This window comes from Vibrio sp. zbq_1 (assembly GCF_043102935.1).
Taxonomy (GTDB): domain Bacteria; phylum Pseudomonadota; class Gammaproteobacteria; order Enterobacterales; family Vibrionaceae; genus Vibrio; species Vibrio parahaemolyticus.
Genome location: NZ_JBICJH010000023.1, coordinates 53,139 through 76,331 on the forward strand (window position 1 = coordinate 53,139; position 23,193 = coordinate 76,331).

General features: G+C 45.0%; 22 protein-coding genes. 14 read left to right on the forward strand and 8 right to left on the reverse strand.

All coding sequences use genetic code 11. The features are described from left to right. Positions 1 to 204 precede the first annotated feature (204 nt). Entirely contained in the window at positions 205 to 1,875 is a 1,671-nt protein-coding gene (gene glnS / locus ACF8CV_RS11395) for a glutamine--tRNA ligase (RefSeq protein WP_017448750.1), read from the forward strand. A gap of 130 nt (positions 1,876 to 2,005) precedes the next feature. Here the strand turns inward: glnS and fcrX are convergent, their stop codons facing one another. Further along, on the reverse strand, positions 2,006 to 2,455 hold the full coding sequence (gene fcrX / locus ACF8CV_RS11400) for a ferric iron uptake transcriptional regulator FcrX (protein WP_138938591.1): 450 nt from the start codon (positions 2,453 to 2,455) through the stop codon (positions 2,006 to 2,008). A gap of 199 nt (positions 2,456 to 2,654) precedes the next feature. Between fcrX and ACF8CV_RS11405 the strand changes: the two genes are divergently transcribed. After that, the gene (locus ACF8CV_RS11405) at positions 2,655 to 3,158 is read left to right on the forward strand and encodes a DUF4442 domain-containing protein (protein ID WP_025525211.1); all 504 of its coding nucleotides are present in this window, start codon (positions 2,655 to 2,657) and stop codon (positions 3,156 to 3,158) included. Positions 3,159 to 3,208: 50 nt separating this feature from the next. Here the strand turns inward: ACF8CV_RS11405 and fldA are convergent, their stop codons facing one another. From fldA to ACF8CV_RS11420, 3 genes are all read right to left on the reverse strand, one after another. Next, a complete protein-coding gene (gene fldA, locus ACF8CV_RS11410; protein ID WP_005489824.1) occupies positions 3,209 to 3,742 on the reverse strand; it encodes a flavodoxin FldA in 534 nt (177 codons plus the stop codon). Positions 3,743 to 3,790: 48 nt separating this feature from the next. Next, entirely contained in the window at positions 3,791 to 4,012 is a 222-nt protein-coding gene (locus ACF8CV_RS11415) for a DUF2788 domain-containing protein (RefSeq protein ID WP_005461613.1), read from the reverse strand. 112 nt (positions 4,013 to 4,124) lie between these two features. Beyond that, complete coding sequence (locus tag ACF8CV_RS11420; protein WP_024702835.1) at positions 4,125 to 4,892, reverse strand: alpha/beta fold hydrolase; 768 nt, start codon at positions 4,890 to 4,892, stop codon at positions 4,125 to 4,127. A 92-nt stretch (positions 4,893 to 4,984) separates the two neighbouring features. On the opposite strand from ACF8CV_RS11420, the gene seqA reads away from it, so the two are divergent. Together seqA and pgm are read left to right on the forward strand one after the other, a co-directional pair. After that, positions 4,985 to 5,527 carry a replication initiation negative regulator SeqA gene (gene seqA, locus ACF8CV_RS11425; RefSeq protein ID WP_005489857.1) on the forward strand — a complete coding sequence of 181 codons (543 nt, stop codon included), beginning with the start codon at positions 4,985 to 4,987 and terminating at the stop codon, positions 5,525 to 5,527. 94 nt (positions 5,528 to 5,621) lie between these two features. Further along, entirely contained in the window at positions 5,622 to 7,268 is a 1,647-nt protein-coding gene (pgm, locus tag ACF8CV_RS11430; protein WP_005455478.1) for a phosphoglucomutase (alpha-D-glucose-1,6-bisphosphate-dependent), read from the forward strand. 64 nt (positions 7,269 to 7,332) lie between these two features. On the opposite strand, the gene ACF8CV_RS11435 is transcribed toward pgm, so the two are convergent. Next, the gene (locus ACF8CV_RS11435) at positions 7,333 to 8,103 is read right to left on the reverse strand and encodes a DUF1853 family protein (RefSeq protein ID WP_025630912.1); all 771 of its coding nucleotides are present in this window, start codon (positions 8,101 to 8,103) and stop codon (positions 7,333 to 7,335) included. Between the two features lie 137 nt (positions 8,104 to 8,240). Here ACF8CV_RS11435 and ACF8CV_RS11440 point away from each other — a divergent pair, with 137 nt between their 5' ends. Then, positions 8,241 to 8,999: a Nif3-like dinuclear metal center hexameric protein gene (locus ACF8CV_RS11440; protein WP_005496082.1), complete on the forward strand. Its 759-nt coding sequence runs from the start codon at positions 8,241 to 8,243 to the stop codon at positions 8,997 to 8,999. Between the two features lie 82 nt (positions 9,000 to 9,081). Here ACF8CV_RS11440 and ACF8CV_RS11445 read toward each other — a convergent pair whose 3' ends face one another. Further along, complete coding sequence (locus ACF8CV_RS11445; protein ID WP_005455487.1) at positions 9,082 to 10,371, reverse strand: citrate synthase; 1,290 nt, start codon at positions 10,369 to 10,371, stop codon at positions 9,082 to 9,084. Between the two features lie 395 nt (positions 10,372 to 10,766). Between ACF8CV_RS11445 and sdhC the strand changes: the two genes are divergently transcribed. From sdhC to sucD, 8 genes are all read left to right on the forward strand, one after another. Continuing rightward, complete coding sequence (gene sdhC / locus ACF8CV_RS11450) at positions 10,767 to 11,159, forward strand: succinate dehydrogenase cytochrome b556 subunit (protein WP_005496079.1); 393 nt, start codon at positions 10,767 to 10,769, stop codon at positions 11,157 to 11,159. Further along, a complete protein-coding gene (gene sdhD / locus ACF8CV_RS11455; RefSeq protein WP_005455480.1) occupies positions 11,153 to 11,497 on the forward strand; it encodes a succinate dehydrogenase, hydrophobic membrane anchor protein in 345 nt (114 codons plus the stop codon). Before sdhC ends, sdhD begins: the two co-directional genes overlap by 7 nt. Then, positions 11,498 to 13,264: a succinate dehydrogenase flavoprotein subunit gene (gene sdhA / locus ACF8CV_RS11460; protein WP_005455465.1), complete on the forward strand. Its 1,767-nt coding sequence runs from the start codon at positions 11,498 to 11,500 to the stop codon at positions 13,262 to 13,264. A 14-nt stretch (positions 13,265 to 13,278) separates the two neighbouring features. Then, a complete protein-coding gene (locus ACF8CV_RS11465) occupies positions 13,279 to 13,989 on the forward strand; it encodes a succinate dehydrogenase iron-sulfur subunit (RefSeq protein ID WP_005455467.1) in 711 nt (236 codons plus the stop codon). Positions 13,990 to 14,158: 169 nt separating this feature from the next. Beyond that, positions 14,159 to 16,984 (forward strand): 2-oxoglutarate dehydrogenase E1 component, encoded by a 2,826-nt coding sequence (sucA, locus tag ACF8CV_RS11470; protein ID WP_138938590.1) that lies wholly within the window; start codon positions 14,159 to 14,161, stop codon positions 16,982 to 16,984. Positions 16,985 to 17,012: 28 nt separating this feature from the next. Beyond that, the gene (odhB, locus tag ACF8CV_RS11475; RefSeq protein WP_005455502.1) at positions 17,013 to 18,218 is read left to right on the forward strand and encodes a 2-oxoglutarate dehydrogenase complex dihydrolipoyllysine-residue succinyltransferase; all 1,206 of its coding nucleotides are present in this window, start codon (positions 17,013 to 17,015) and stop codon (positions 18,216 to 18,218) included. A gap of 194 nt (positions 18,219 to 18,412) precedes the next feature. Beyond that, positions 18,413 to 19,579, forward strand: coding sequence for an ADP-forming succinate--CoA ligase subunit beta (sucC, locus tag ACF8CV_RS11480; RefSeq protein ID WP_025504177.1), 1,167 nt, complete (start codon positions 18,413 to 18,415; stop codon positions 19,577 to 19,579). Then, positions 19,579 to 20,451 (forward strand): succinate--CoA ligase subunit alpha, encoded by an 873-nt coding sequence (gene sucD / locus ACF8CV_RS11485; RefSeq protein ID WP_005486020.1) that lies wholly within the window; start codon positions 19,579 to 19,581, stop codon positions 20,449 to 20,451. Before sucC ends, sucD begins: the two co-directional genes overlap by 1 nt. A 59-nt stretch (positions 20,452 to 20,510) precedes the next feature. Here the strand turns inward: sucD and purN are convergent, their stop codons facing one another. Together purN and purM are read right to left on the reverse strand one after the other, a co-directional pair. Beyond that, complete coding sequence (purN, locus tag ACF8CV_RS11490; RefSeq protein ID WP_138938589.1) at positions 20,511 to 21,158, reverse strand: phosphoribosylglycinamide formyltransferase; 648 nt, start codon at positions 21,156 to 21,158, stop codon at positions 20,511 to 20,513. A 129-nt stretch (positions 21,159 to 21,287) separates the two neighbouring features. Continuing rightward, on the reverse strand, positions 21,288 to 22,328 hold the full coding sequence (gene purM, locus ACF8CV_RS11495) for a phosphoribosylformylglycinamidine cyclo-ligase (protein ID WP_138938588.1): 1,041 nt from the start codon (positions 22,326 to 22,328) through the stop codon (positions 21,288 to 21,290). Positions 22,329 to 22,508: 180 nt separating this feature from the next. Here purM and upp point away from each other — a divergent pair, with 180 nt between their 5' ends. Further along, positions 22,509 to 23,135 (forward strand): uracil phosphoribosyltransferase, encoded by a 627-nt coding sequence (upp, locus tag ACF8CV_RS11500; protein ID WP_005457783.1) that lies wholly within the window; start codon positions 22,509 to 22,511, stop codon positions 23,133 to 23,135. The last annotated feature ends 58 nt before the right edge of the window (positions 23,136 to 23,193 follow it).

Consider the following 23,193-nt stretch of genomic DNA (forward strand, 5'->3'; position numbering starts at 1 on the left):
CCTTCGGGAGGTCTTTTTTTGTTTCAGTGCTTTGAATCTGCTGTGCATTCACGCGAACTCGATAAATATTGCCGTTTTAGCGCGAGTTCTTGTTGTCTAATGGCTTAGAATTGTGGATCATTAGAAACAATGTACTCTGTAAAACCATATCGGATACAGAGTTCCGTTTTCTCTGACAATACTTATATTTTTGAGGTGCTATAGATGAGTGAAGCTGATGCTCGTCCATCAAACTTTATTCGCCAGATCATTGATAAGGATCTAGCGGATGGCAAACACACTAGCGTGCATACTCGATTCCCGCCGGAGCCAAATGGCTACCTGCACATCGGTCATGCTAAGTCTATCTGTTTGAACTTCGGTATTGCTCAGGACTATCAGGGTCAATGTAACTTACGTTTCGACGATACAAACCCTGAAAAAGAAGACATCGAATACGTTGAGTCTATCAAGAAAGATGTAAACTGGTTAGGCTTCGAGTGGGATGGTGAAGTATGTTACTCATCAAACTACTTCGACAAGCTTTACGAATATGCAATTGAATTGATTAACAAAGGCTTAGCGTACGTAGATGAGCTAAGTCCAGAGCAGATTCGTGAGTACCGTGGCACGCTAAAAGAGCCAGGTAAGCCAAGCCCATACCGCGACCGTTCTGTTGAAGAAAACTTAGCGCTATTTGAAAAAATGCGCGCAGGTGAATTTGAAGAAGGTAAAGCGTGTCTTCGTGCGAAGATCGATATGGGTTCGTCATTCATGGTTATGCGTGATCCAGTGCTATACCGTGTACGTTTTGCTACTCACCATCAAACGGGTGATAAGTGGTGCATTTACCCAATGTACGACTTCACACACTGTATCTCTGATGCGCTAGAAGGCATTACGCACTCTATCTGTACGCTAGAGTTCATGGACAACCGTCGTTTGTACGACTGGGTATTAGACAACATCACAATTGATTGTCGTCCTCATCAATACGAGTTCAGCCGTCTAAACCTAGAATACACAGTGATGTCTAAGCGTAAGCTAAACCAACTAGTAACCGAAAAATTGGTTAACGGTTGGGATGATCCTCGTATGCCAACAGTATCTGGTTTACGTCGTCGTGGTTTCACACCTGCGTCAATCCGCGAATTCTGTAAGCGTATCGGCGTGACGAAGCAAGAAAACATGATCGAGTTTAGCTCGCTTGAATCTTGTATTCGTGACGACCTAAACGAAAATGCACCTCGTGCGATGGCTGTGTTGGACCCTGTTAAAGTTGTTATTGAGAACTTTGAAGAGGGCGCTGTAGAAAATCTAACGCTGGCTAACCATCCAAATAAACCTGAAATGGGTGAGCGTGAAGTACCGTTTACTCGTGAAGTTTGGATCGAGCGTGAAGACTTCCGTGAAGAAGCGAATAAAAAGTACAAGCGTCTAGTTCTTGGTAAAGAAGTTCGTTTACGTGGTGCTTACGTGATCAAAGCTGAGCGTGTTGAAAAAGACGCGGAAGGCAACATCACAACGATTTACTGTACTTACGATCCTGAAACGCTAGGCAAAAACCCAGCAGATGGTCGTAAAGTTAAAGGCGTAATTCACTGGGTATCTGCGGATAAAGCGCTACCAGCAGAAATTCGCCTATACGATCGTTTGTTCACTGTTCCAAATCCTGCAGCAGCAGAAGACTTCGCTTCAACCATTAACCCTGATTCACTCGTTGTGATCAACGGTTTCGTTGAGCCAAGCCTGGCATCTGCAGAAGCAGAGCAAGGCTACCAGTTCGAGCGTATGGGTTACTTCTGTGCGGATTCTAAAGATTCAACTGCAAATAACCTAGTGTTCAACCGCACGGTTGGCCTACGTGATACATGGGCGAAAATTGAGAACCAATAATCTCAATCGTTACCTATAGAAAAATGCCAGCAAATTGCTGGCATTTTTGTTTTTGGATTAAGCAAAACAAAAAGTACAGATACAAAAAACGCCAGCTTTAACTGGCGTTTATTTTTAATCTACAAGCAAATTATTTTGCAGGTTTGTGCGCATCTGGGTTTTCTTTGCAATCACCGTCACTGCATTTACCGTATAGGTATAAGCTGTGGTTTGTTAGCGTCACATTGTACTTAGCTGCGATTTCGCGTTGGCGCTCTTCAATGATGTCGTCAGAAAACTCAATTACCTCACCACAGTCTAGACACACTAGGTGGTCGTGGTGATGTTGAGTTGACAATTCGAAGACTGACTTGCCACCTTCAAAGTGGTGACGAGTAACAATACCTGCATCGTCGAATTGGTTTAGAACGCGATAAACAGTTGCTAGACCTATCTCTTCACCTAGATCAATCAGCTTTTTGTACAAATCTTCAGCACTGATGTGCTGGCAGTCTGGCTGCTGAAGTACTTCTAGAATTTTTAGCCTTGGAAGGGTAACTTTTAGACCCGCATCCTTCAGCGCCTGATTATTATCTGACATATACTTTCCCGTTGGATCATCTGCAGCGATTTAACAGAATTCAATATTCCTACCATTATAGGCGAAGCGCTAAAAACATTAAACCACGAACTTCAAAGGGTTAATAGAATCTTTTTGTAAATTGGAAATGGGTCGATTATATTACAGATCTGACCAGTTACAATTTTGTAACATGAGCTTGGGGAGGGCACGGACTGCAATGAATAAGCGACTCGCGAAGATTTATAAACCAGGGATTGTGAAATTTGCGTTGAATGTATGGCCACCATTTTGGGGGGCCGGAATTAAAATCTTACATATTTCTGAAGACTTCCGAACGGTTAAAGTTCGTTTGAAACTTCGCTGGTGGAACAAAAATGCCAATCGTACGCAGTATGGAGGCAGTATTTTTTCCTTAACAGATCCCATTTACTCTCTTATGTTGATGGGTATTCTACGTGAAGAGTATTACGTGTGGGATAAAGAGGCGAGCATCAACTTTATCAAGCCAGGACAAAGCGATTTGTTTGCTGAGTTTAAGATCACGGATGGCATGCTAGACGAGATCTATCAGATGACTCGAAACGGCGAAAAGTGCTTTCCTGAATTCATTACGCATGTAAAAGACAAACAAGGGAATGTGGTATCTGAAGTTCAGCGCAAGTTATATGTGAGAAAGAAGCCTCAATATCGAGAAGAAGAGGCGGTAACGGAAGCGCCTTAATTTAATGCTATAAAAAAGACCTCTAATCGGAGGTCTTTTTTAATACTTACTTAGCCTTCTAGCTCAGCTAGGCACATTTCTTCGTAAATCTGCTTAACCCAGTTTTCGACGCGTTGGTCAGTCAACTCAGGTTGACGGTCTTCATCAATACATAGACCTACGAATTGGCTGTCGTCGCCTTCAACAAGTGCTTTTGAAGCTTCAAACTCGTAGCCTTCAGTTGAAGTATGACCAAGAATTGTGCCGCCTTTAGACTCAACGATGTCACGCACTGTACCCATCGCATCGCAGAAGTATTCTGCGTAGTCTTCTTGGTCGCCACAGCCGAAGATAGCCACTAGCTTAGTAGAGAAATCGATCTGCTCAAGTTCAGGGAAGAAATCATCCCAATCACATTGTGCTTCGCCGTAGTACCAAGTAGGGATACCTAGAAGAAGAAGATCAAAGTTATCAATGTCTTCTTTGCTGCTTTTCGCGATGTCTTGAACATGAACTAGATGTTTGCCTAGTTGCTTTTGAATCATCTTTGCAACGGCTTCAGTATTACCTGTGTCGCTACCGAAGAAGATACCTACACTTGCCATAGAGTCTATACCTTTACATTGTTTGTTATGGGCAATAGTACTGAGGGTTTAACCTAACCCCGAGCCTTCCCAAGTGAGCTGAATAATACCTTTTGCAATAAAGCCAGCACAGCCTAGGAAAAGGACTAACCATACAATACGACGACCAAAAACAGGTACATTGCCTTGCTTTAGCACATCTTTTATTGCCATCCCGATGAAAAAGAAGATAGCAGCAAAAAGAAGATCGAGCCCAATAGACTCGAGCATATCCATATAGTCGTAAAGCATTTTAGTCCTTCATGCCGAAAAATCTTGGGCGCACTATACCACTGTTACACAGCATTGTTAATGCACTACAAGGAGGGTTATTTCAATAATCTATTGTTGCTTTTCGAATTTGTTAACTCGAAATGTATTTCCGGATCACTCGCATCACTTCAGCAGGTTTTTCTGCGTGTAACCAATGGCCTGTGTTGGCAATAATGTGTGCTTTAGCTTGTTTGAATTGTCGTTGTACTGACGGTTGGTGCTCTGGCATTAAGTAGTCCGAATCTCCGCCTTTAATGAAGAGTGTCGGGATCTCGGTAGGAGCAATATCTTGCCAGCCAATGATCTCAGCATAGTTACTTAATAAACTGTTGACGTTAAATCGCCAAGCCATATGGTCTTCGTTTTTAAACAGCGATTTTGAGAGAAATTGCCTAACGCCATCCATCTCAATGTGTTGAGCTAATATTTCTAACGTTTGTTGACGGTTCGCAGGTTTTTCTTTGATAACGGCCAGCAAACCATCAAATACGTTGTCGTGACGATTGGTCTGGTAAGCTACTGGTGCCATGTCCAATACGACCAACTGTTTCACAAGATTTGGTGCTATATCAGCGAGTTTCATCGCGACTTTACCGCCCATTGAATGGCCGACGATTATCGATGGCTCAACGTTTAAGTGCTGAAGAAGCGTCGCGACATCTTGTGCCATGTCAGTGTAGTTATGAGTATCAGAGTGGAAAGAGAGACCGTGATTGCGTAGGTCGATACTGATCACTGAGTGATCTTCAACAAGATCACGAGCCAATAGGCCCAGATTACTTAAACTACCAAACAATCCGTGAATCAAAACAACTGTTTGGCCTTGGCCTTCCTGCTTATAGTTGAGTAATGCTGACATTTTATCTTATTCGTGATGGGTTTAACGTGGAGTATCCGAAAGGATCTCGTTATAATCCCCCAGAGTTTAAACATTGAGAATGTGAAAAGCGAATGAAAACAATTGAGGTTGATGAGGATCTATACCGTTACATTGCTAGCCAAACTAAGCATATCGGTGAAAGCGCCTCGGATATTTTGCGACGCCTTTTAAACCTTGATGGTCAGTTGCAGGTAGCAGAATCGGCACCAGCAGTAGAGAAGCCACAAGGGATTGTAGTAAGTAAAGATGCGGGCAAAGCAGAATCTATTGATGTAGTGAAAGAGATGCGTTCGCTGCTAATTTCTGATGAGTTTGCCGGTCTAAAGAAAGCGATTGATCGCTTTATGTTAGTACTATCGACCTTACATAAGTTAAATCCAGAAGGCTTCGCACAAGCGACAAACGTAAAGGGACGCAAACGCGTTTACTTTGCAGACAATGAAGAAACCTTACTGGCCAATGGTAACACCACTAAGCCTAAAGCCATTCCAGGTACGCCGTTTTGGGTTATCACAAACAACAATACCAGTCGTAAGAGACAAATGGTTGAACAAGTGATGACGCACATGGAGTTCCAACCTGACTTGATAGAAAAAGTAACAGGTTCAATCTAAGAAACCTGATAGAAGCCTCATAATGCGTCGAAGTTAGCAGATATTATGAGGCTTTTTTGTAATTTTATTATTTTTAAAAGAAAGGATGTCAAACATGGCTATGCACCCTCGTGCTGGGCAAAAAGCGCAGCAGGAAGATCTCCATAATATTCCAGCGTTAGTTGCTAACTACTTCTTACTTCAGCCTGATGCTAATAATGCGGAACATAAGGTTCAATTCGGTACTTCTGGTCACCGTGGCACAGCAGACAAGCAAACTTTTAATGAAAACCACATTCTTGCTATCGCACAAGCAGTTGCAGAAGTACGTGCCAAGCAGGGGACTACAGGGCCGTTGTTTGTGGGCAAAGATACCCACGCGTTGTCAGAACCTGCGTTTTCAAGCGTAATCGAAGTTTTGATTGCGAATGGTGTAAAAGTCATCGTACAGCAGGATAATGGCTACACACCAACACCAGGCGTTTCTCACGCTATCTTAACTTACAATCTAAAGCATGATGAGAAAGCGGATGGCATCGTTATCACACCATCTCATAATCCACCACAAGATGGCGGTATTAAGTACAATCCAACACATGGCGGTCCAGCAGAAGCAGAATTGACTCAAGCGATTGAAGATCGTGCGAACGAGATCATTGCTGGTGGCCTAAAAGATGTGAAGCGTCTAGCGCTAGCAGAAGCGAAAGCATCTGAGCTATTCGTTGAAATGGATTTGGTGAAACCTTACATCGATGACTTAGTTAATGTTATCGACATGGAAGCGATTCAGAAATCGAAGTTGAAAATTGGTGTTGATCCACTTGGTGGCAGCGGCATTGATTACTGGCGTCAAATCGGCCAAGCATACAACTTAGATCTGACCTTGGTCAGCGAAGCGATTGATCCATCATTCCAGTTCATGTCGCTTGATAAGGACGGCGTGGTTCGTATGGACTGTTCTTCTCCATACGCAATGGCTGGTCTGCTAGCTCTGAAAGATGAATACGATCTTGCGTTTGGTAACGACCCAGACTATGACCGTCATGGTATCGTGACGCCGAAAGGTTTGATGAACCCGAACCATTTCTTAGCGGTTTGTATCGACTACCTATACCGTCATCGTGAGGCGTGGGGTAAAGATGTTGCTGTTGGTAAGACGCTGGTTTCAAGTGCACTTATTGACCGAGTAGTAGCCGATTTGGGTCGTGAACTGTGTGAAGTGCCTGTCGGCTTCAAGTGGTTTGTCGATGGCCTTTACACTGGCAAGTTTGGTTTTGGTGGTGAAGAGAGCGCTGGTGCCTCTTTCCTACGTAAAGATGGAACACCATGGTCAACAGACAAAGACGGCATCTTACTATGTTTGTTAGCGGCAGAGATTACTGCGGTAACGGGTAAAAACCCACAAGAGTACTACGAAGAGCTTGCCGCTAAACATGGTGAGTCTAAGTACAATCGTATTCAAGCGGTAGCGAATGGACCTCAAAAAGACGTGTTGAAGAAACTGTCGCCAGAAATGGTTGCAGCAGAAACACTGGCAGGTGATCCGATTACGGCGCGTCTAACACACGCTCCTGGTAACGGTGCGGCGATTGGCGGATTGAAAGTGACGACTGAAAATGGTTGGTTTGCTGCTCGTCCATCGGGTACGGAAGACATCTACAAAATCTATTGTGAAAGCTTCAAGGGTGAAGAACACCTAAAACAAATTGAAGCTGAAGCACAAGAGATTGTGAATCAAGTATTTGCAGCCGCAGGTTTGTAATTAAACCTACTCTGACAAAAAGGCGACCAGATGGTCGCCTTTTTTACAACTCGTCGTTAACTCTCTATTTATGAGCCTTTGGATTTTGTGGCCAATTATCTGGCACGATAAACCAGAACTCGCCATCTGCTGTTTGTGCATGCTCAAATCGCTCCATTGGTTTTTCAATCGGCTGAGAAAAATCATCCGTACCAATAGCCCAGTTGGGTTTGCTTAAGTGGTAAAGCGGTTTATTGATCAAACTCCATTGGCTTTGATAACACCAATATCCACTGATTTGGCTTGGATTGAGAGCAAAGCCTAAGCACTCTTTCGGTGGTACTTCATTAGAAAATGGATTGATGTAAAGTCGCCCTTGCATCAACAAGCGTTCCTTTGGAGACTGATCTAGAGGAAGCATTTGCCTAAATTCAGGCCTTTCGCTCATTTTCAATTGGTGGGAGAGCATTCTATCCAGTTTTGTATGCAATTGATCGTGCGCGTTTGGGCCATACCAAACACCTTCATGTAAAAGATAAAACTTAATCGCTACTTCCCAATGTTCTAGTTGGTCCAATGTTCTATTTTTAAGTATGAGATCTATCGCACCGATGGTTTTTCCGTCGCTATCGTTGAGTTGAATTTCTTCTGCAACAATTTCATATTGTTCTGAATTCGCAAGTGCAGCGGTACATAAATGCTGATACAAAAAACCCAGTCTCGGGTTCCCTTGGTACTCTTCAGATTCACCCAGAGGTTTAATCGATAAGTCTTCCAATGTAGCAAAAGGAGGGAGCAACTGAAAAAGAGGAGGAGAAGAGGTGATCCATTGATAAAGACGTTGCAGTTGATTCATCCTGATTCCTTAGTGATGTTGATAAAGCAGCGAGCCTCGTTATTGTAACTAAATTTGGTTAGTAGAATAGGGTAGCTAGCATCAGTGTCATAGTTCGATATACACTTTGAGGTACTCGCTCGAAATTGGAAGTGATAATGAATAATTTACAGTTAGAAAAGATTCTCAACAGCAAACTCTCGCCCGAGTTAATTAAAGATTACGCGCCAAATGGCTTACAGGTTGAAGGCTGTCCACAGATCAAGCGCGTAGTTACTGGAGTAACTGCTTCTCAAGCATTAATTGATAAAGCGATTGAACTCAGAGCCGATGCGTTATTGGTCCACCATGGTTATTTTTGGAAAGGGGAGCCAGAACCCATTCGCGGTATGAAAGGTAAGCGCATTCGTAGCCTAATTAAAAGTGACATTAATCTGTACGGCTACCATCTACCGCTCGACATTCATCCTGAACTTGGCAACAACGCAGAGCTTGCTCGTCTTCTTGATATTGAAATCGATGGTGGGCTAGAAGGTCATCCGCAGTCTGTCGCCCTATTTGGACGCTTGAAAAAACCGATGACTGGTTCTCAATTTGCGAGCAATATCAACCAAGCACTTAATCGAGAGCCTCTGCATATCGCTCCAGATAATGCGGAGAAAATGATCGAAACCGTTGGTTGGTGTACTGGCGGTGGACAAGATTTCATTGAACTTGCGGTTCAGCATGGATTAGATGCATTCATTTCTGGTGAAATTTCGGAGCGAACAACTTACACCGCTCGTGAGATGGACATCCACTATTTTGCTGCGGGTCACCATGCAACAGAGCGTTATGGCATCAAAGCACTTGGTAAGTGGTTAGCCGATGAATACGGTTTAGATGTCGAGTTTGTGGATATTGATAATCCAGTGTAGCGTGTATTTTTATCGTTAAAACTAAAAAAGGGTTGAGACTTACATCTCAACCCTTTTGTTTATCTGATAACTCTAGTAACGATTATTCGCGCTCATGAAGCGGCGAAAATTCACGTTGCGTCTCGCCTTTGTAAAGCTGACGTGGGCGACCGATACGGTTTAGTGGGTCGCTGTGCATCTCGTTCCAGTGGGCAATCCAACCAATAGTACGAGAAATCGCGAAGATAACCGTAAACATTGATACAGGAATACCGATCGCTTTCAGAATGATACCTGAATAGAAATCTACGTTCGGGTACAGTTTCTTAGAAACAAAGTATTCGTCAGAAAGAGCGATACGCTCAAGTTCCATTGCTACGTCCAGCAGAGGATCTTTAATGTTCAGCTCTTTTAGAACTTCGTGACATGTTTCGCGCATTACGGTCGCACGTGGATCGTAGTTCTTGTAAACACGGTGACCGAAGCCCATCAAACGGAATGGGTCATCTTTGTCTTTCGCACGTTCCACGTACTCTGGAATGTTATCCACGCTGCCGATTTCTTCTAGCATCTTCAGACATGCTTCGTTTGCGCCACCGTGAGCTGGGCCCCAAAGTGATGCGATACCAGCGGCAATACATGCGAATGGGTTTGCACCAGAAGAACCTGCTAAACGGACTGTTGATGTCGACGCGTTTTGCTCGTGATCTGCGTGAAGTGTGAAGATTTTATCCATCGCACGAGCAACAACAGGGTTCACTTCATACTCTTCACATGGGTTAGCAAACATCATGTGTAGGAAGTTTTCCGCGTAGCTCAAATCGTTGCGTGGGTAGATAAATGGCTGACCAACAGAGTATTTGAAACACATTGCAGCCAGAGTTGGCATTTTAGATAGCAGACGATAAGCCGCAATTTCACGGTGCTCGTCGTTATTGATATCAAGTGAATCGTGGTAGAAGGCTGCAAGAGCACCAACCACACCACACATTACTGCCATTGGGTGAGCATCACGACGGAAGCCGTGGAAGAAGCTTGCGATTTGCTCGTGTACCATTGTGTGACGAGTAACAGTCGTTTTGAATTGCTCGTATTGTTCTCGGGTAGGGGCTTCACCGTAAAGAAGGATGTAACATACTTCTAGGTAATCTGCGTTATTGGCTAATTGATCAATCGGGTAACCGCGGTGCAAAAGAATACCTTTGCCGCCATCGATGTAAGTGATTGATGATTCACAAGATGCAGTGGCAAGAAAACCTGGGTCAAAAGTAAAGTAACCATTGGCTCCCAGTTTACGAACGTCAATTACAGGTGTACCTAGCGTACCGTCCATAATTGGCAGTTCGATTGGCGCTTGACCTTCAACATGAAGGGTCGCTTTCTTATCCGCCATAACAATCTCCTTTGTTTATTATTTAATCCGTCCAGGATGTTTATGTGCCATTTTTGTACTGTTGTTAAAGCTTAAAGTCAATTTTTCTCCATCTTTGTGTGCACTTGTTATGATTTTTCTCATGAAAATCGTTAAAAATCTGTTCTATGTAGCATAATTTGTTACACCAATTGTATTAGAATGTTGCTCGCCGTATATTGGCAAAGAAAATTTTAGTTAAATCCTTATAAATTCGGGGCTAGAAACAAAAGTGAGGTTTGTTTGTGGACTCCGATTGTTAACAAAGTGTTTACAATTATCTCTGAGTTTATTGCGATAATTTGTTAATCAAATGTTAATTTTTGTACGTTTGGAAGCTGAAATTGGTTATAACAATAAATGCTCAATGGAGCTGAGTGAGCAAGCCCGTGAAAGAAAGAAAGTCAAGACCTGTTAATTTAGATTTACAGACCATTCGCTTTCCTATCACAGCAATCGCATCGATCCTGCACCGTGTGTCTGGGGTAATTACGTTTGTTGCGGTGGGTATATTACTTTGGTTACTGTCCATTTCTCTGTCATCCCCTATGGGTTTTATGGAAGCCGCAGATATCGTTGATGGCTTCTTCGTAAAATTCATCCTGTGGGGTATCCTGACTGCACTTGCCTACCACATCGCTGGTGGTATTCGTCATTTGCTGATGGATCTAGGTCATTTTGAAGAACTAGATTCAGGCGCGATGAGCGCGAAAGTTGCCTTTGGTGCAACTGCAGTATTATCACTATTGGCGGGGATCTTGGTATGGTAAAACACGTATCTTCATTTGGTCGTAATGGTGTACACGATTTCCTACTGATTCGTGCAACAGCCATCATTATGACGTTATACACGATTTATCTGGTTAGCTTCTGTGCATTTTCAGATATCTCTTACGCATCATGGACCCAATTCTTTGGTGGTACTTTCACCAAAGTCTTCACCATGTTGGCGCTTGCATCTGTTCTGATTCATGCATGGATCGGTATGTGGCAAGTGTTCACCGACTACATTAAGTGCGCGAAACTTCGTGGTGCACTTCAACTTGGTGTGATTGCCGTTTTATTCGGTTATGTCTTCTCTGGTCTATTTATTCTGTGGGGTGCGTAAGTGTCTATTCCAGTTCGTGAGTTTGATGCCGTAGTAATCGGCGCTGGTGGTGCAGGTATGCGCGCTGCACTACAAATTTCGGAACAAGGCCTTTCTTGTGCTTTGTTGTCTAAAGTATTCCCAACCCGTTCTCATACTGTATCTGCTCAAGGCGGTATCACAGTTGCGCTTGGTAACTCGCATAAGGACGATTGGCAATGGCACATGTACGACACAGTAAAAGGTTCTGATTACATTGGTGACCAGAACGCGATTGAATACATGTGTAAAAATGGTCCTGAGTCAGTTATCGAGCTAGAAAAAATGGGTCTTCCATTCTCTCGTTTTGATAACGGTACCATCTACCAACGTCCATTCGGCGGTCAGTCAAAAGAGTTTGGTGGTGAGCAGGCGGCGCGCACAGCAGCTGCAGCAGACCGTACAGGTCACGCTCTTCTTCATACGCTTTACCAACAAAACGTCAAACATAAGACAACCATCTTTTCTGAATGGTACGCTTTGGATCTTGTGAAAAACCAAGATGGCGCAATCATGGGTTGTACTGCGATCTGTATGGAAACGGGTGAAATCTGTTACTTCAAATCGAAAGCAACAATTCTAGCTACTGGTGGTGCAGGTCGTATTTACGCATCGACAACTAACGCGCACATCAACACGGGTGATGGCGTTGGTATGGCACTTCGTGCAGGCGTTCCAATGCAAGACATGGAAATGTGGCAGTTCCACCCAACGGGTATTGCTGGCGCGGGTGTTCTTGTGACAGAAGGCTGTCGTGGTGAAGGTGGTTACCTTCTAAACAAAGACGGCGAACGTTTTATGGAACGTTACGCTCCAAACGCGAAAGACCTCGCTGGTCGCGACGTTGTTGCTCGCTCTATGATGATTGAAATCCGTGAAGGCCGCGGTTGTGATGGCCCTTGGGGTCCACATATCAAGTTGAAACTTGATCACCTTGGCAAAGAAGTACTTGAATCACGTCTGCCAGGTATCTGTGAACTGTCCCGTACATTCGCACACGTTGATCCAGTGAAAGAACCAATTCCAGTAATTCCAACTTGTCACTACATGATGGGTGGTGTTCCGACTCAAGTTTCTGGTCAAGCGATTAAGCAACTTGCGGATGGCAGCGAAGCGGAAGTTCAAGGTCTATACGCTTGTGGTGAAATTGCTTCTGTATCTGTACACGGTGCAAACCGTCTAGGTGGTAACTCACTACTAGACTTGGTGGTATTTGGTCGTGCAACAGGCCTACACCTAGGTGAGACTCTTGCTGCTCAAGTTGAAGCTCGCCCTGCAACTGAATCAGACATCGAAGCTTCTCTAGCGCGCACTATGCGTTGGGAAAATAGCACTGGTGGCGAAGATCCAGTACAAATCCGTAAAGACCTACAACGCTGTATGCAAAACAGCTTCTCGGTATTCCGCGAAGGTGATGCAATGGCGACGGGCCTAGAAGAGTTGAAGGTAATTCGTGAACGTCTGAAAGATGCTCATTTAGCCGACAAATCTTCTGAGTTCAACACGCAACGTATTGAGTGTCTAGAACTAGATAACCTGATGGAAACCGCGTTCTCAACAGCAGTTGCAGCAAACTACCGTACAGAAAGCCGTGGTGCTCATGCTCGCTTCGACTTCCCTGAGCGTGATGATGAGAATTGGCTATGCCACTCTATCTACAACCCGGAAACCGAAGCGATGACAAAGCGTGATGTAAACATGACGCCAGTACACCGTGACGCGTTCCCACCGAAAGTACGTACATACTAAGGGAGGATATGAATATGAAACTGAACTTCTCTTTGTACCGTTACAACCCGGACGTAGATACTAAGCCTTACATGAAAGAGTACACACTTGAGGTAGACGAAGGCTCAGACATGATGGTGCTTGATGCATTGATTCTGCTAAAAGAGCAAGATCCAAGCATCGCATTCCGTCGTTCTTGTCGTGAAGGTGTGTGTGGTTCTGATGGTTTGAACATGAACGGCAAAAATGGTCTGGCATGTATCACTCCATTATCGGCTCTACAAGGTGACAAGATCGTCATTCGTCCTCTACCGGGTCTACCTGTAGTGCGCGATCTTATCGTTGACATGACGCAGTTCTATGATAACTATGCGAAAGTTAAGCCTTTCTTAATTGATGACGGTGCTCTACCGCCATCACGCGAGAACCTGCAATCTCCAGATGAGCGTGCGCATTTAGATGGATTGTACGAATGTATCATGTGTGCATGTTGTACAACTTCTTGTCCGTCATTCTGGTGGAACCCAGATAAGTTTATTGGCCCTGCAGGCCTACTTGCGGCTTACCGCTGGTTGATTGATAGCCGAGATACGGCAACAGATGAACGTTTGTCTGATCTTGATGATGCATTTAGCGTTTTTCGTTGCCATGGCATCATGAATTGTGTAAGTGTTTGTCCTAAGGGACTAAATCCGACGAAAGCCATCGGTCACATTAAGTCGATGCTGGTGAATCGCTCGGTTTAATTACTCGCAAGCCATAAAGTTGCAGTAAAGTGAGCACGCAACGTACTGACTTTGCTGCAGCCTTCAAGCACGAGTAAAAGGATACTAAAATTGCCGGCTATTTCGGTCGGCTTTTATTAGCTCGGCGTAAGACCGAAGCAAACGTGAAAACTACTGGTTAAGGGAAAATATGCACAACGGCGTGATGAAGGCATGGCTCGAGTCTTCACACTTGGCTGGCGCCAATGCAACGTATGTAGAGGACCTCTACGAACTGTATCTAAGTGATCCCGATCTGGTAAGTGAGGAGTGGAAACGTGTTTTTGAGGGCTTGCCTAAGCCATCAGAAGAAGTGGCAGAACAGCCGCATTCACGTGTCCGTGACTACTTCCGACGACTCGCTAGAGAAACAAAGCATTACAATGTCCAAGTTAGTGATCCAGATGTCGATGCAAAACAAGTAAAAGTTCTACAGCTTATCAACGCATACCGCTTCCGCGGACACGAGGCTGCAGAATTGGATCCACTAGGTCTGTGGCAACGTCCACCTGTGGCGGAGCTAGACCCAGCATTTCATAATCTTACCGAAGACGACTTCGAAGAAACTTTCAACGTAGGTTCTTTTGCTGTTGGGCAAGAAACCATGAAGTTGAAAGACATCTACGCAGCCCTCAAGAAAACTTACTGCGGTTCCATCGGTGCTGAATACATGCACATGACTGACACAGAGCAAAAGCGTTGGATCCAACAACGTCTTGAGTCTGTCGTAGGCCAGCCATCATTCAACCAAGATGAAAAACGCACGTTCCTTGAAGAGTTGACTGCAGCGGAAGGCCTTGAGCGTTATTTAGGCGCAAAATTCCCTGGTGCGAAGCGATTCTCTCTAGAAGGTGGTGATGCGCTTATCCCAATGACGAAAGAACTGATTCGTCATGCGGGTAAGAGTGGCATGCGTGAAGTGGTTATTGGTATGGCTCACCGTGGTCGTTTGAACATGCTGGTGAACGTACTGGGTAAGAAACCACAAGATCTATTTGATGAATTCGCGGGTAAGCACGATGAAACGTGGGGTACCGGTGACGTTAAATACCACCAAGGTTTCTCTGCAGACTTCGCAACTCCTGGTGGCGATGTTCACTTAGCGCTTGCGTTTAACCCATCTCACTTAGAAATCGTAAACCCAGTGGTTATCGGTTCAGTGCGTGCACGTCAAGACCGTTTGGGTGACAACCACGGCAGCAAAGTTCTTCCTATCACTATTCATGGTGACTCTGCGATTGCTGGCCAAGGTGTAGTGGCTGAAACGTTCAACATGTCACTTGCTCGTGGTTTCTGCGTTGGCGGTACGGTTCGTATTGTTGTAAACAACCAGGTTGGTTTTACAACGTCTAACCCGCGTGACACTCGATCAACCATGTATTGTACTGACATCGCTAAGATGGTTCAGGCACCGATTTTCCACGTTAACGCCGATGATCCAGAAGCGGTTGCTTTTGTTACTCGCATTGCACTGGATTACCGCAACGAGTTCAAACGTGATGTCGTGATTGATTTGGTTTGTTACCGTCGTCATGGTCACAACGAAGCGGATGAACCGAACGCGACTCAACCGTTGATGTACCAAAAAATCAAAAAGCACCCAACTCCTCGTAAACTGTACGCCGATGTTCTGATTGATAAGAATGAGTCGGATATTGAAACTGCAACGCAGTTGGTGAACGAGTATCGTGATGCACTTGACCGCGGTGAAGTCGTGGTGAAAGAGTGGCGTCCGATGGCATTGCATTCTGTAGACTGGTCTCCTTACTTGGGACACGAATGGGATATGCAATGGGAGTCGACCTACGATAAGCAACGCCTTGTCGAGCTAGGTAATCGTTTATGTCAGTACCCGGAAAGCCACAAGCTGCAAAGCCGAGTAAACAAGCTGTACAACGATCGCTTAGCAATGATGACAGGTGAGAAGGCTATTGACTGGGGTATGGCTGAAACATTGGCTTACGCGACATTGGTAGACGATGGTAAGCGTATCCGTATTTCTGGTCAGGACTCAGGTCGTGGTACTTTCTTCCATCGTCACTCAGTTCTTCACAACCAATCAGATGCAAGCACTTACATCCCGTTGGCGAATATCCATGACAAGCAGGGGCCTTTCCAAGTTTTTGACTCTGTGTTGTCGGAAGAAGCTGTTCTTGCATTTGAGTACGGTTATGCAACAGCTGAACCTGGCGGTTTGACCATTTGGGAAGCGCAGTTTGGTGACTTCGCTAACGGCGCACAAGTGGTTATTGACCAATTCATTTCGTCTGGTGAGCAAAAGTGGGGACGTTTGTGCGGCCTGACGATGCTTCTGCCTCATGGTTACGAAGGCCAAGGTCCGGAGCACTCATCTGCTCGTCTAGAGCGTTACCTTCAATTGTGTGCTGAGCAAAACATGCAGGTCGTTGTACCATCAACGCCAGCTCAGGTGTACCACATGATTCGTCGTCAAGTAGTACGCCCAATGCGTCGACCATTGATTGTAATGTCTCCTAAATCATTGCTTCGTCATCCTCTTTGTACTTCGACTCTAGAAGACCTTGCAGAAGGTACGTTCCAAGCAGCGATCCCTGAAGTGGATAACTTGGAGCCAAGCAAAGTGAAACGCGTCGTGTTCTGTTCGGGTAAGGTGTATTTCGACCTTCTTGAGCAGCGTCGCAACAACGAGCAAGAAGACGTAGCAATCGTGCGTATTGAGCAGCTTTACCCATTCCCGATGGAAGAAGTACAAGCGGCTATTGCTCAATACACTAACGTTGAAGACTTCGTGTGGTGTCAGGAAGAGCCTCAGAACCAAGGTGCTTGGTACTGTAGTCACCATAACTTCCGTGCCGCTATTCCTGCAGGTGCAGATCTTAAATACGCAGGTCGCCCAGCTTCTGCTTCGCCAGCAGTTGGCTACATGTCGGTGCACTTGAAACAACAAAAAGCGTTGGTTGAAGACGCTCTGAACGTGAACTCAAAAACTTCGGACTAAGAACTAGAAGTTAAAGGAAGAAACAGATATGACAATTGAAATTCTGGTTCCAGATTTACCTGAATCAGTTGCTGATGCAACCGTGGCGACATGGCACAAACAACCAGGCGACACCGTAGAGCGTGATGAAGTTCTGGTTGATATTGAAACTGACAAAGTTGTACTAGAAGTGCCAGCTCCAGAAGCCGGCGTTTTAGAAGCCATTCTTGAAGTAGAAGGTGCAACAGTACTTTCAAAGCAACTTCTTGCTAAATTGAAAGCCGGCGCTGTTGCGGGCGAGCCAACCGCAGACAAAACAGAAGCAACAGAAGCTTCCCCAGATAAGCGTCACAAAGCGACACTGACTGAAGAAAGCAATGATGCACTTAGCCCTGCCGTTCGTCGTCTACTTGCGGAACATGGTCTAGAAGCACACCAAGTTAAAGGTACTGGTGTTGGCGGTCGTATTACTCGTGAAGATATCGAAGCGCATCTAGCAAACGCTAAAGCGGCTCCAAAAGCTGATGCTCCAGCAGTTGAAGCACCAGCAACCGCTCGTAGTGAGAAGCGTGTGCCAATGACTCGCCTACGTAAGACGGTTGCAAACCGCCTGCTGGAAGCGAAAAACAGCACCGCAATGCTAACGACGTTTAACGAAGTGAACATGAAGCCAATCATGGATCTTCGTAAGCAATACAAAGACCAGTTCGAAGAGCGTCACGGTATTCGTCTTGGCTTCATGTCTTTCTATGTGAAAGCAGTGACAGAAGCACTAAAACGTTACCCAGAAGTAAATGCATCAATCGATGGTGATGATATCGTTTACCACAATTACTTTGACATTAGCATGGCGGTATCAACGCCACGTGGTCTAGTAACTCCAGTGCTAAAAGACTGTGACAAGCTTGGTTTTGCAGATGTTGAAAAAGGCATCAAAGAGCTAGCGATCAAAGGTCGTGATGGCAAGTTAACAGTAGATGAGTTGATGGGGGGTAACTTCACTATCACTAACGGTGGTGTGTTCGGTTCTCTAATGTCTACGCCTATCATCAACCCACCGCAATCGGCAATCCTTGGTATGCATAAAATCCAAGAACGCCCGATGGCTGTAAACGGTAAAGTTGAAATCCTACCGATGATGTACCTAGCGCTATCTTACGACCACCGTTTGATCGATGGCCGTGAGTCAGTTGGCTTCCTAGTAACGATTAAAGAGCTACTAGAAGATCCAGCGCGTCTCCTATTAGACGTTTAATATCGCTAAAACGTCTAGTTACCTTGGGTGGCTAGACGTTGAAAATTTCAATGGCTAGACTAGCTCAACGTCTGGCCTTCATTTGAATCACTCAGTGATTTACTTGAGAAGACCCTACAGACGTACAAGCAGCCAAGACTGCAGCGTTATGGAAATAATAAATCCCTCAAGGGAAAAACAAACGGAATATCGAAATGAATTTGCATGAATACCAAGCCAAACAGCTGTTTGCAGAATTCGGTTTGCCTGTGCCAGAAGGCTACGCATGTGATACACCACAAGAAGCGTTTGAAGCAGCAGGCCGTATCAGCACAGCAAAGAAAGTAGTCAAGTGTCAGGTTCACGCTGGTGGCCGCGGTAAAGCGGGTGGCGTAGAGCTTCACGACACTAAAGAAGGTGTAAAAGAGTTTGCGCAAAAGTGGCTAGGTAAAAATCTAGTAACTTACCAAACAGATGCAAATGGTCAGCCAGTTACAAAAATCCTTGTTGAAGAAGCGTCAAACATTGCCAACGAACTTTACTTAGGTGCGGTAGTTGACCGTGCTAGCCGTAAGATCGTTTTCATGGCTTCTACAGAAGGCGGTGTGGAAATCGAAAAAGTTGCGGAAGAAACGCCGGAGCTAATCCACAAAGCAGCCATCGATCCACTAGTAGGCCCTCAAGCTTACCAAGGTCGTGAGCTTGCGTTCAAACTTGGTCTTGAAGGTGACCAAATCAAACAATTCGTTAAGATCTTTATGGGTCTTGGCACTATGTTCTCTCAGTACGACCTTGCTCTACTAGAGATCAACCCGCTTGTGATTACTGCTGAAGGCAACCTGCTATGTCTTGACGGTAAGATCAACATCGACTCAAACGCACTTTACCGTCAGCCTAAGCTGCGTGAAATGCACGATCCATCACAAGAAGATGAGCGTGAAGCGCACGCAGCTCAGTGGGAACTGAACTACGTAGCACTAGACGGCAACGTTGGCTGTATGGTTAACGGTGCAGGCCTAGCAATGGGTACGATGGATATCGTAAACCTACATGGCGGCAAACCAGCGAACTTCTTAGACGTAGGTGGCGGTGCAACTAAAGAACGCGTTGCTGAAGCATTCAAGATCATCCTATCTGATGACAATGTGAAAGCGGTACTTGTAAACATCTTCGGTGGTATCGTTCGTTGTGACATGATCGCAGAAGGTATTATCGGTGCGGTTAAAGAAGTTGGCGTAACGGTTCCTGTTGTTGTTCGTCTAGAAGGTACTAACGCTGACCTAGGTCGCGAAGTTCTTGCTAATTCTGATGTTGATATCATTGCTGCTGAGTCGCTAACAGATGCTGCTCAGAAAGTTGTTGCTGCTGCGGAGGCTAAATAATGTCTGTATTAATTAACAAAGACACTAAAGTAATCTGTCAGGGTTTCACTGGTGGTCAAGGTACTTTCCACTCAGAGCAAGCTATCGCATACGGTACGCAAATGGTTGGTGGTGTGTCTCCAGGTAAAGGTGGCCAAACTCACCTAGGTCTACCTGTATTCAACACAGTACGCGAAGCAGTAGAAGCGACTGGTGCAACTGCAACAGTAATCTACGTTCCAGCACCTTTCTGTAAAGATGCAATCCTAGAAGCGATTGATGCGGGTATCGAGCTAATCGTAACCATCACTGAAGGTATTCCTACAACAGATATGATCGACGTGAAAGTGAAGCTAGAAGAAACTGGCGTTCGCATGATTGGTCCTAACTGTCCAGGCGTTATCACTCCTGATGAGTGTAAGATTGGTATCATGCCAGGCCATATCCACAAGAAAGGTAAAGTGGGTATCGTTTCACGCTCAGGTACACTAACGTACGAAGCAGTTAAACAGACAACTGACGAAGGTTTCGGCCAGTCTACTTGTGTAGGTATCGGTGGTGACCCAATCCCAGGTTCAAACTTCATTGATATTCTAAAACTGTTCCAAGAAGACCCAGAAACTGAAGCGATCGTAATGATCGGTGAAATCGGTGGCACAGCAGAAGAAGAAGCGGCGGCGTTCATTAAAGAGAATGTAACTAAGCCAGTTGTTTCTTACATCGCTGGTGTAACTGCTCCTCCGGGTAAGCGTATGGGCCACGCTGGTGCGATTATCTCTGGTGGTAAAGGTACTGCTGAAGATAAATTCGCTGCACTAGAAGCGGCAGGCGTTAAGACAGTTAAGTCTCTAGCAGACATCGGTCAAGGTCTACGTGAAGTAACTGGTTGGTAATTTCTGACTCGTAAAATAAAAAGCCTGGCATTGCCAGGCTTTTTTGCGTTAAAAAGTACTTATTCTTCTTCAGCGGCTGCGTAGCCATGAGGGCCGAGTTCTTTGCCATCTAACCAAGCTCTGCCATCTTGCATGATTAAACGCTCTTCAACGAGCCATTTAGTCACGATAGGGTAAATGGTGTGCTCTTGAGTTTGTACACGCGCAGCGAGTACTGCTGCATCATCATCTTCAAATACTGGCACTTTTGCTTGAAGAACTACGGGACCGCCGTCTAACTCTTCTGTGACAAAGTGAACACTTGTGCCGTGCTCTTTGTCTTTGGCGTCAATCGCGCGCTGGTGGGTGTGTAACCCCGGGTATTTAGGTAGAAGAGAAGGGTGAATGTTGATCATCTTACCGAGATAGTGCGAAACAAATGCACCGCTAAGAATGCGCATGTACCCTGCAAGAACGACAACATTGGGCTGATACTTGTCAATTTGTTGCATCAACTCGGCATCGAATGCCTCGCGTGACTCGAACGCTTTTGGGTCAACAAAGTGGCCATCAACATTAAACTGTTTTGCACGTTCTAGGCCGTATGCGTCAGATTTATTAGAAAATACTGCTGCAACGTGTGCGTTAGGCATGCTGTTTTCACAAGCTTCTAAAATGGCTTGTAAGTTACTGCCGTTACCTGAAATTAGGACCACGATGTTTTTCATGATGTTGGGACTGCCTTGATATTGTAGGTTCTATAAATTACCTACTATTAGAATGGTTTTCGATGTTCCAGATAGCAGAATGAGGACGTGGCGTCCTCATTCATTTTATTTTTTAGCGTGATTCACAAGTTAGTTGATTTCAACTTGCTCTTCATTTGCTTCTGCTTGAGCAATTTCACCAATCACCCATGCGTTTTCGCCTTCTTCTTTAAGAAGTGCAACCGCCGTGTCTGCTTGGTCTTTTGGTAGTGCAACGACTAGACCAACACCACAGTTGAATGTACGGTACATTTCGTGCGTTTCAACGTTGCCTTTCTCTTGCAGCCATTTGAAAATGATTGGCCATTCCCAGCTGTTACCGTCGATAACGGCTTTTGTGCCTTCAGGCAGTACGCGAGGGATGTTTTCCCAGAAACCACCACCCGTAATGTGAGAAATCGCGTGGATATCGTGTTTCTCAATCATCTTAAGTGCAGACTTGATGTAAATCTTCGTTGGTTCTAGTAGGTGATCACCGATAGTGCGACCTGCTAGCTCTTCGTTTTTATCTGCGCCAGAAACTTCTAGAATCTTACGGATCAGTGAGTAACCGTTTGAGTGTGGACCGCTTGAGCCGACAGCGATAAGTGCGTCGCCTGCTGCTACTTTAGTGCCGTCAATCACGTCTTCTTTTTCCACTACGCCTACACAGAAACCCGCAACGTCGTAGTCTTCGCCTTCGTACATGCCTGGCATTTCAGCCGTTTCACCACCGATAAGTGCACAACCAGCTTGAACACAGCCATCAGCAATACCAGAAACCACGTCTGCTGCTGTGTCTACGTCTAGTTTGCCTGTAGCGTAGTAGTCTAGGAAAAACAGAGGCTCAGCACCTTGAACGATTAGGTCGTTTACGCACATTGCCACTAGGTCGATGCCGATAGTGTCGTGCTTGTTCATATCCAGTGCTAGGCGAAGTTTTGTGCCTACACCGTCAGTACCAGAAACCAGTACAGGTTGTTTGTATTTGGTTGGCAATTCGCATAAAGCGCCAAAACCACCGATACCACCCATCACTTCAGGGCGACGAGTACGTTTCACCGCACCCTTAATACGATCTACAAGCGCATTGCCTGCATCAATATCGACACCAGCGTCTTTATAGCTAAGAGAAGAGTTGTTACCACTCACAGGGAAGTCCTCGGTATTTAAGTTGGATATGAAAACGGCGCTATTCTACCAGTGGTTAAATACAGATAGCAAACGTTTGCGTCGGTTTTTTTCTTTAGTGATATATCCTGAAATCCTTGTGAAAATCATGTATAATCTGAAGGTTTGTTTAAATATTGCCAACTATAGCCGGAGATGGACATGAAAGTTGTTGAAGTAAAGCACCCTCTTGTAAAACACAAAATTGGTCTAATGAGAGAAGGTGACATCAGCACAAAGCGTTTTCGTGAGTTAGCGACAGAAGTCGGTAGCCTACTTACTTACGAAGCGACAGCAGACTTTGAAACAGAGAAAGTAACCATTGAAGGTTGGAACGGTCCGGTAGAAGTTGACCAAATCAAAGGTAAAAAAGTAACAGTAGTGCCAATCCTACGTGCAGGTCTAGGCATGATGGATGGCGTTCTTGAGCACATGCCAAGCGCTCGTATCAGTGTTGTTGGTATTTACCGTGATGAAGAAACACTTGAGCCAGTACCTTACTTCAACAAGCTTGCGTCTAACATTGATGAGCGTATTGCTCTAGTTGTTGACCCAATGCTAGCAACTGGCGGTTCTATGATCGCAACTATCGACCTACTAAAAGAGAAAGGCTGTCAGTCAATTAAAGTTCTTGTTCTAGTTGCTGCTCCAGAAGGTATTGAAGCACTAGAAAAAGCGCACCCAGACGTTGAGCTTTACACTGCGGCAATCGATGAGAAGCTAAACGACAAAGGCTACATCGTTCCTGGTCTTGGTGATGCAGGTGATAAGATTTTCGGTACTAAGTAATTAGTTACTCCGAATAAAACAAAGGCTTGGTTTTCACCAAGCCTTTTTTGTTGCTGTT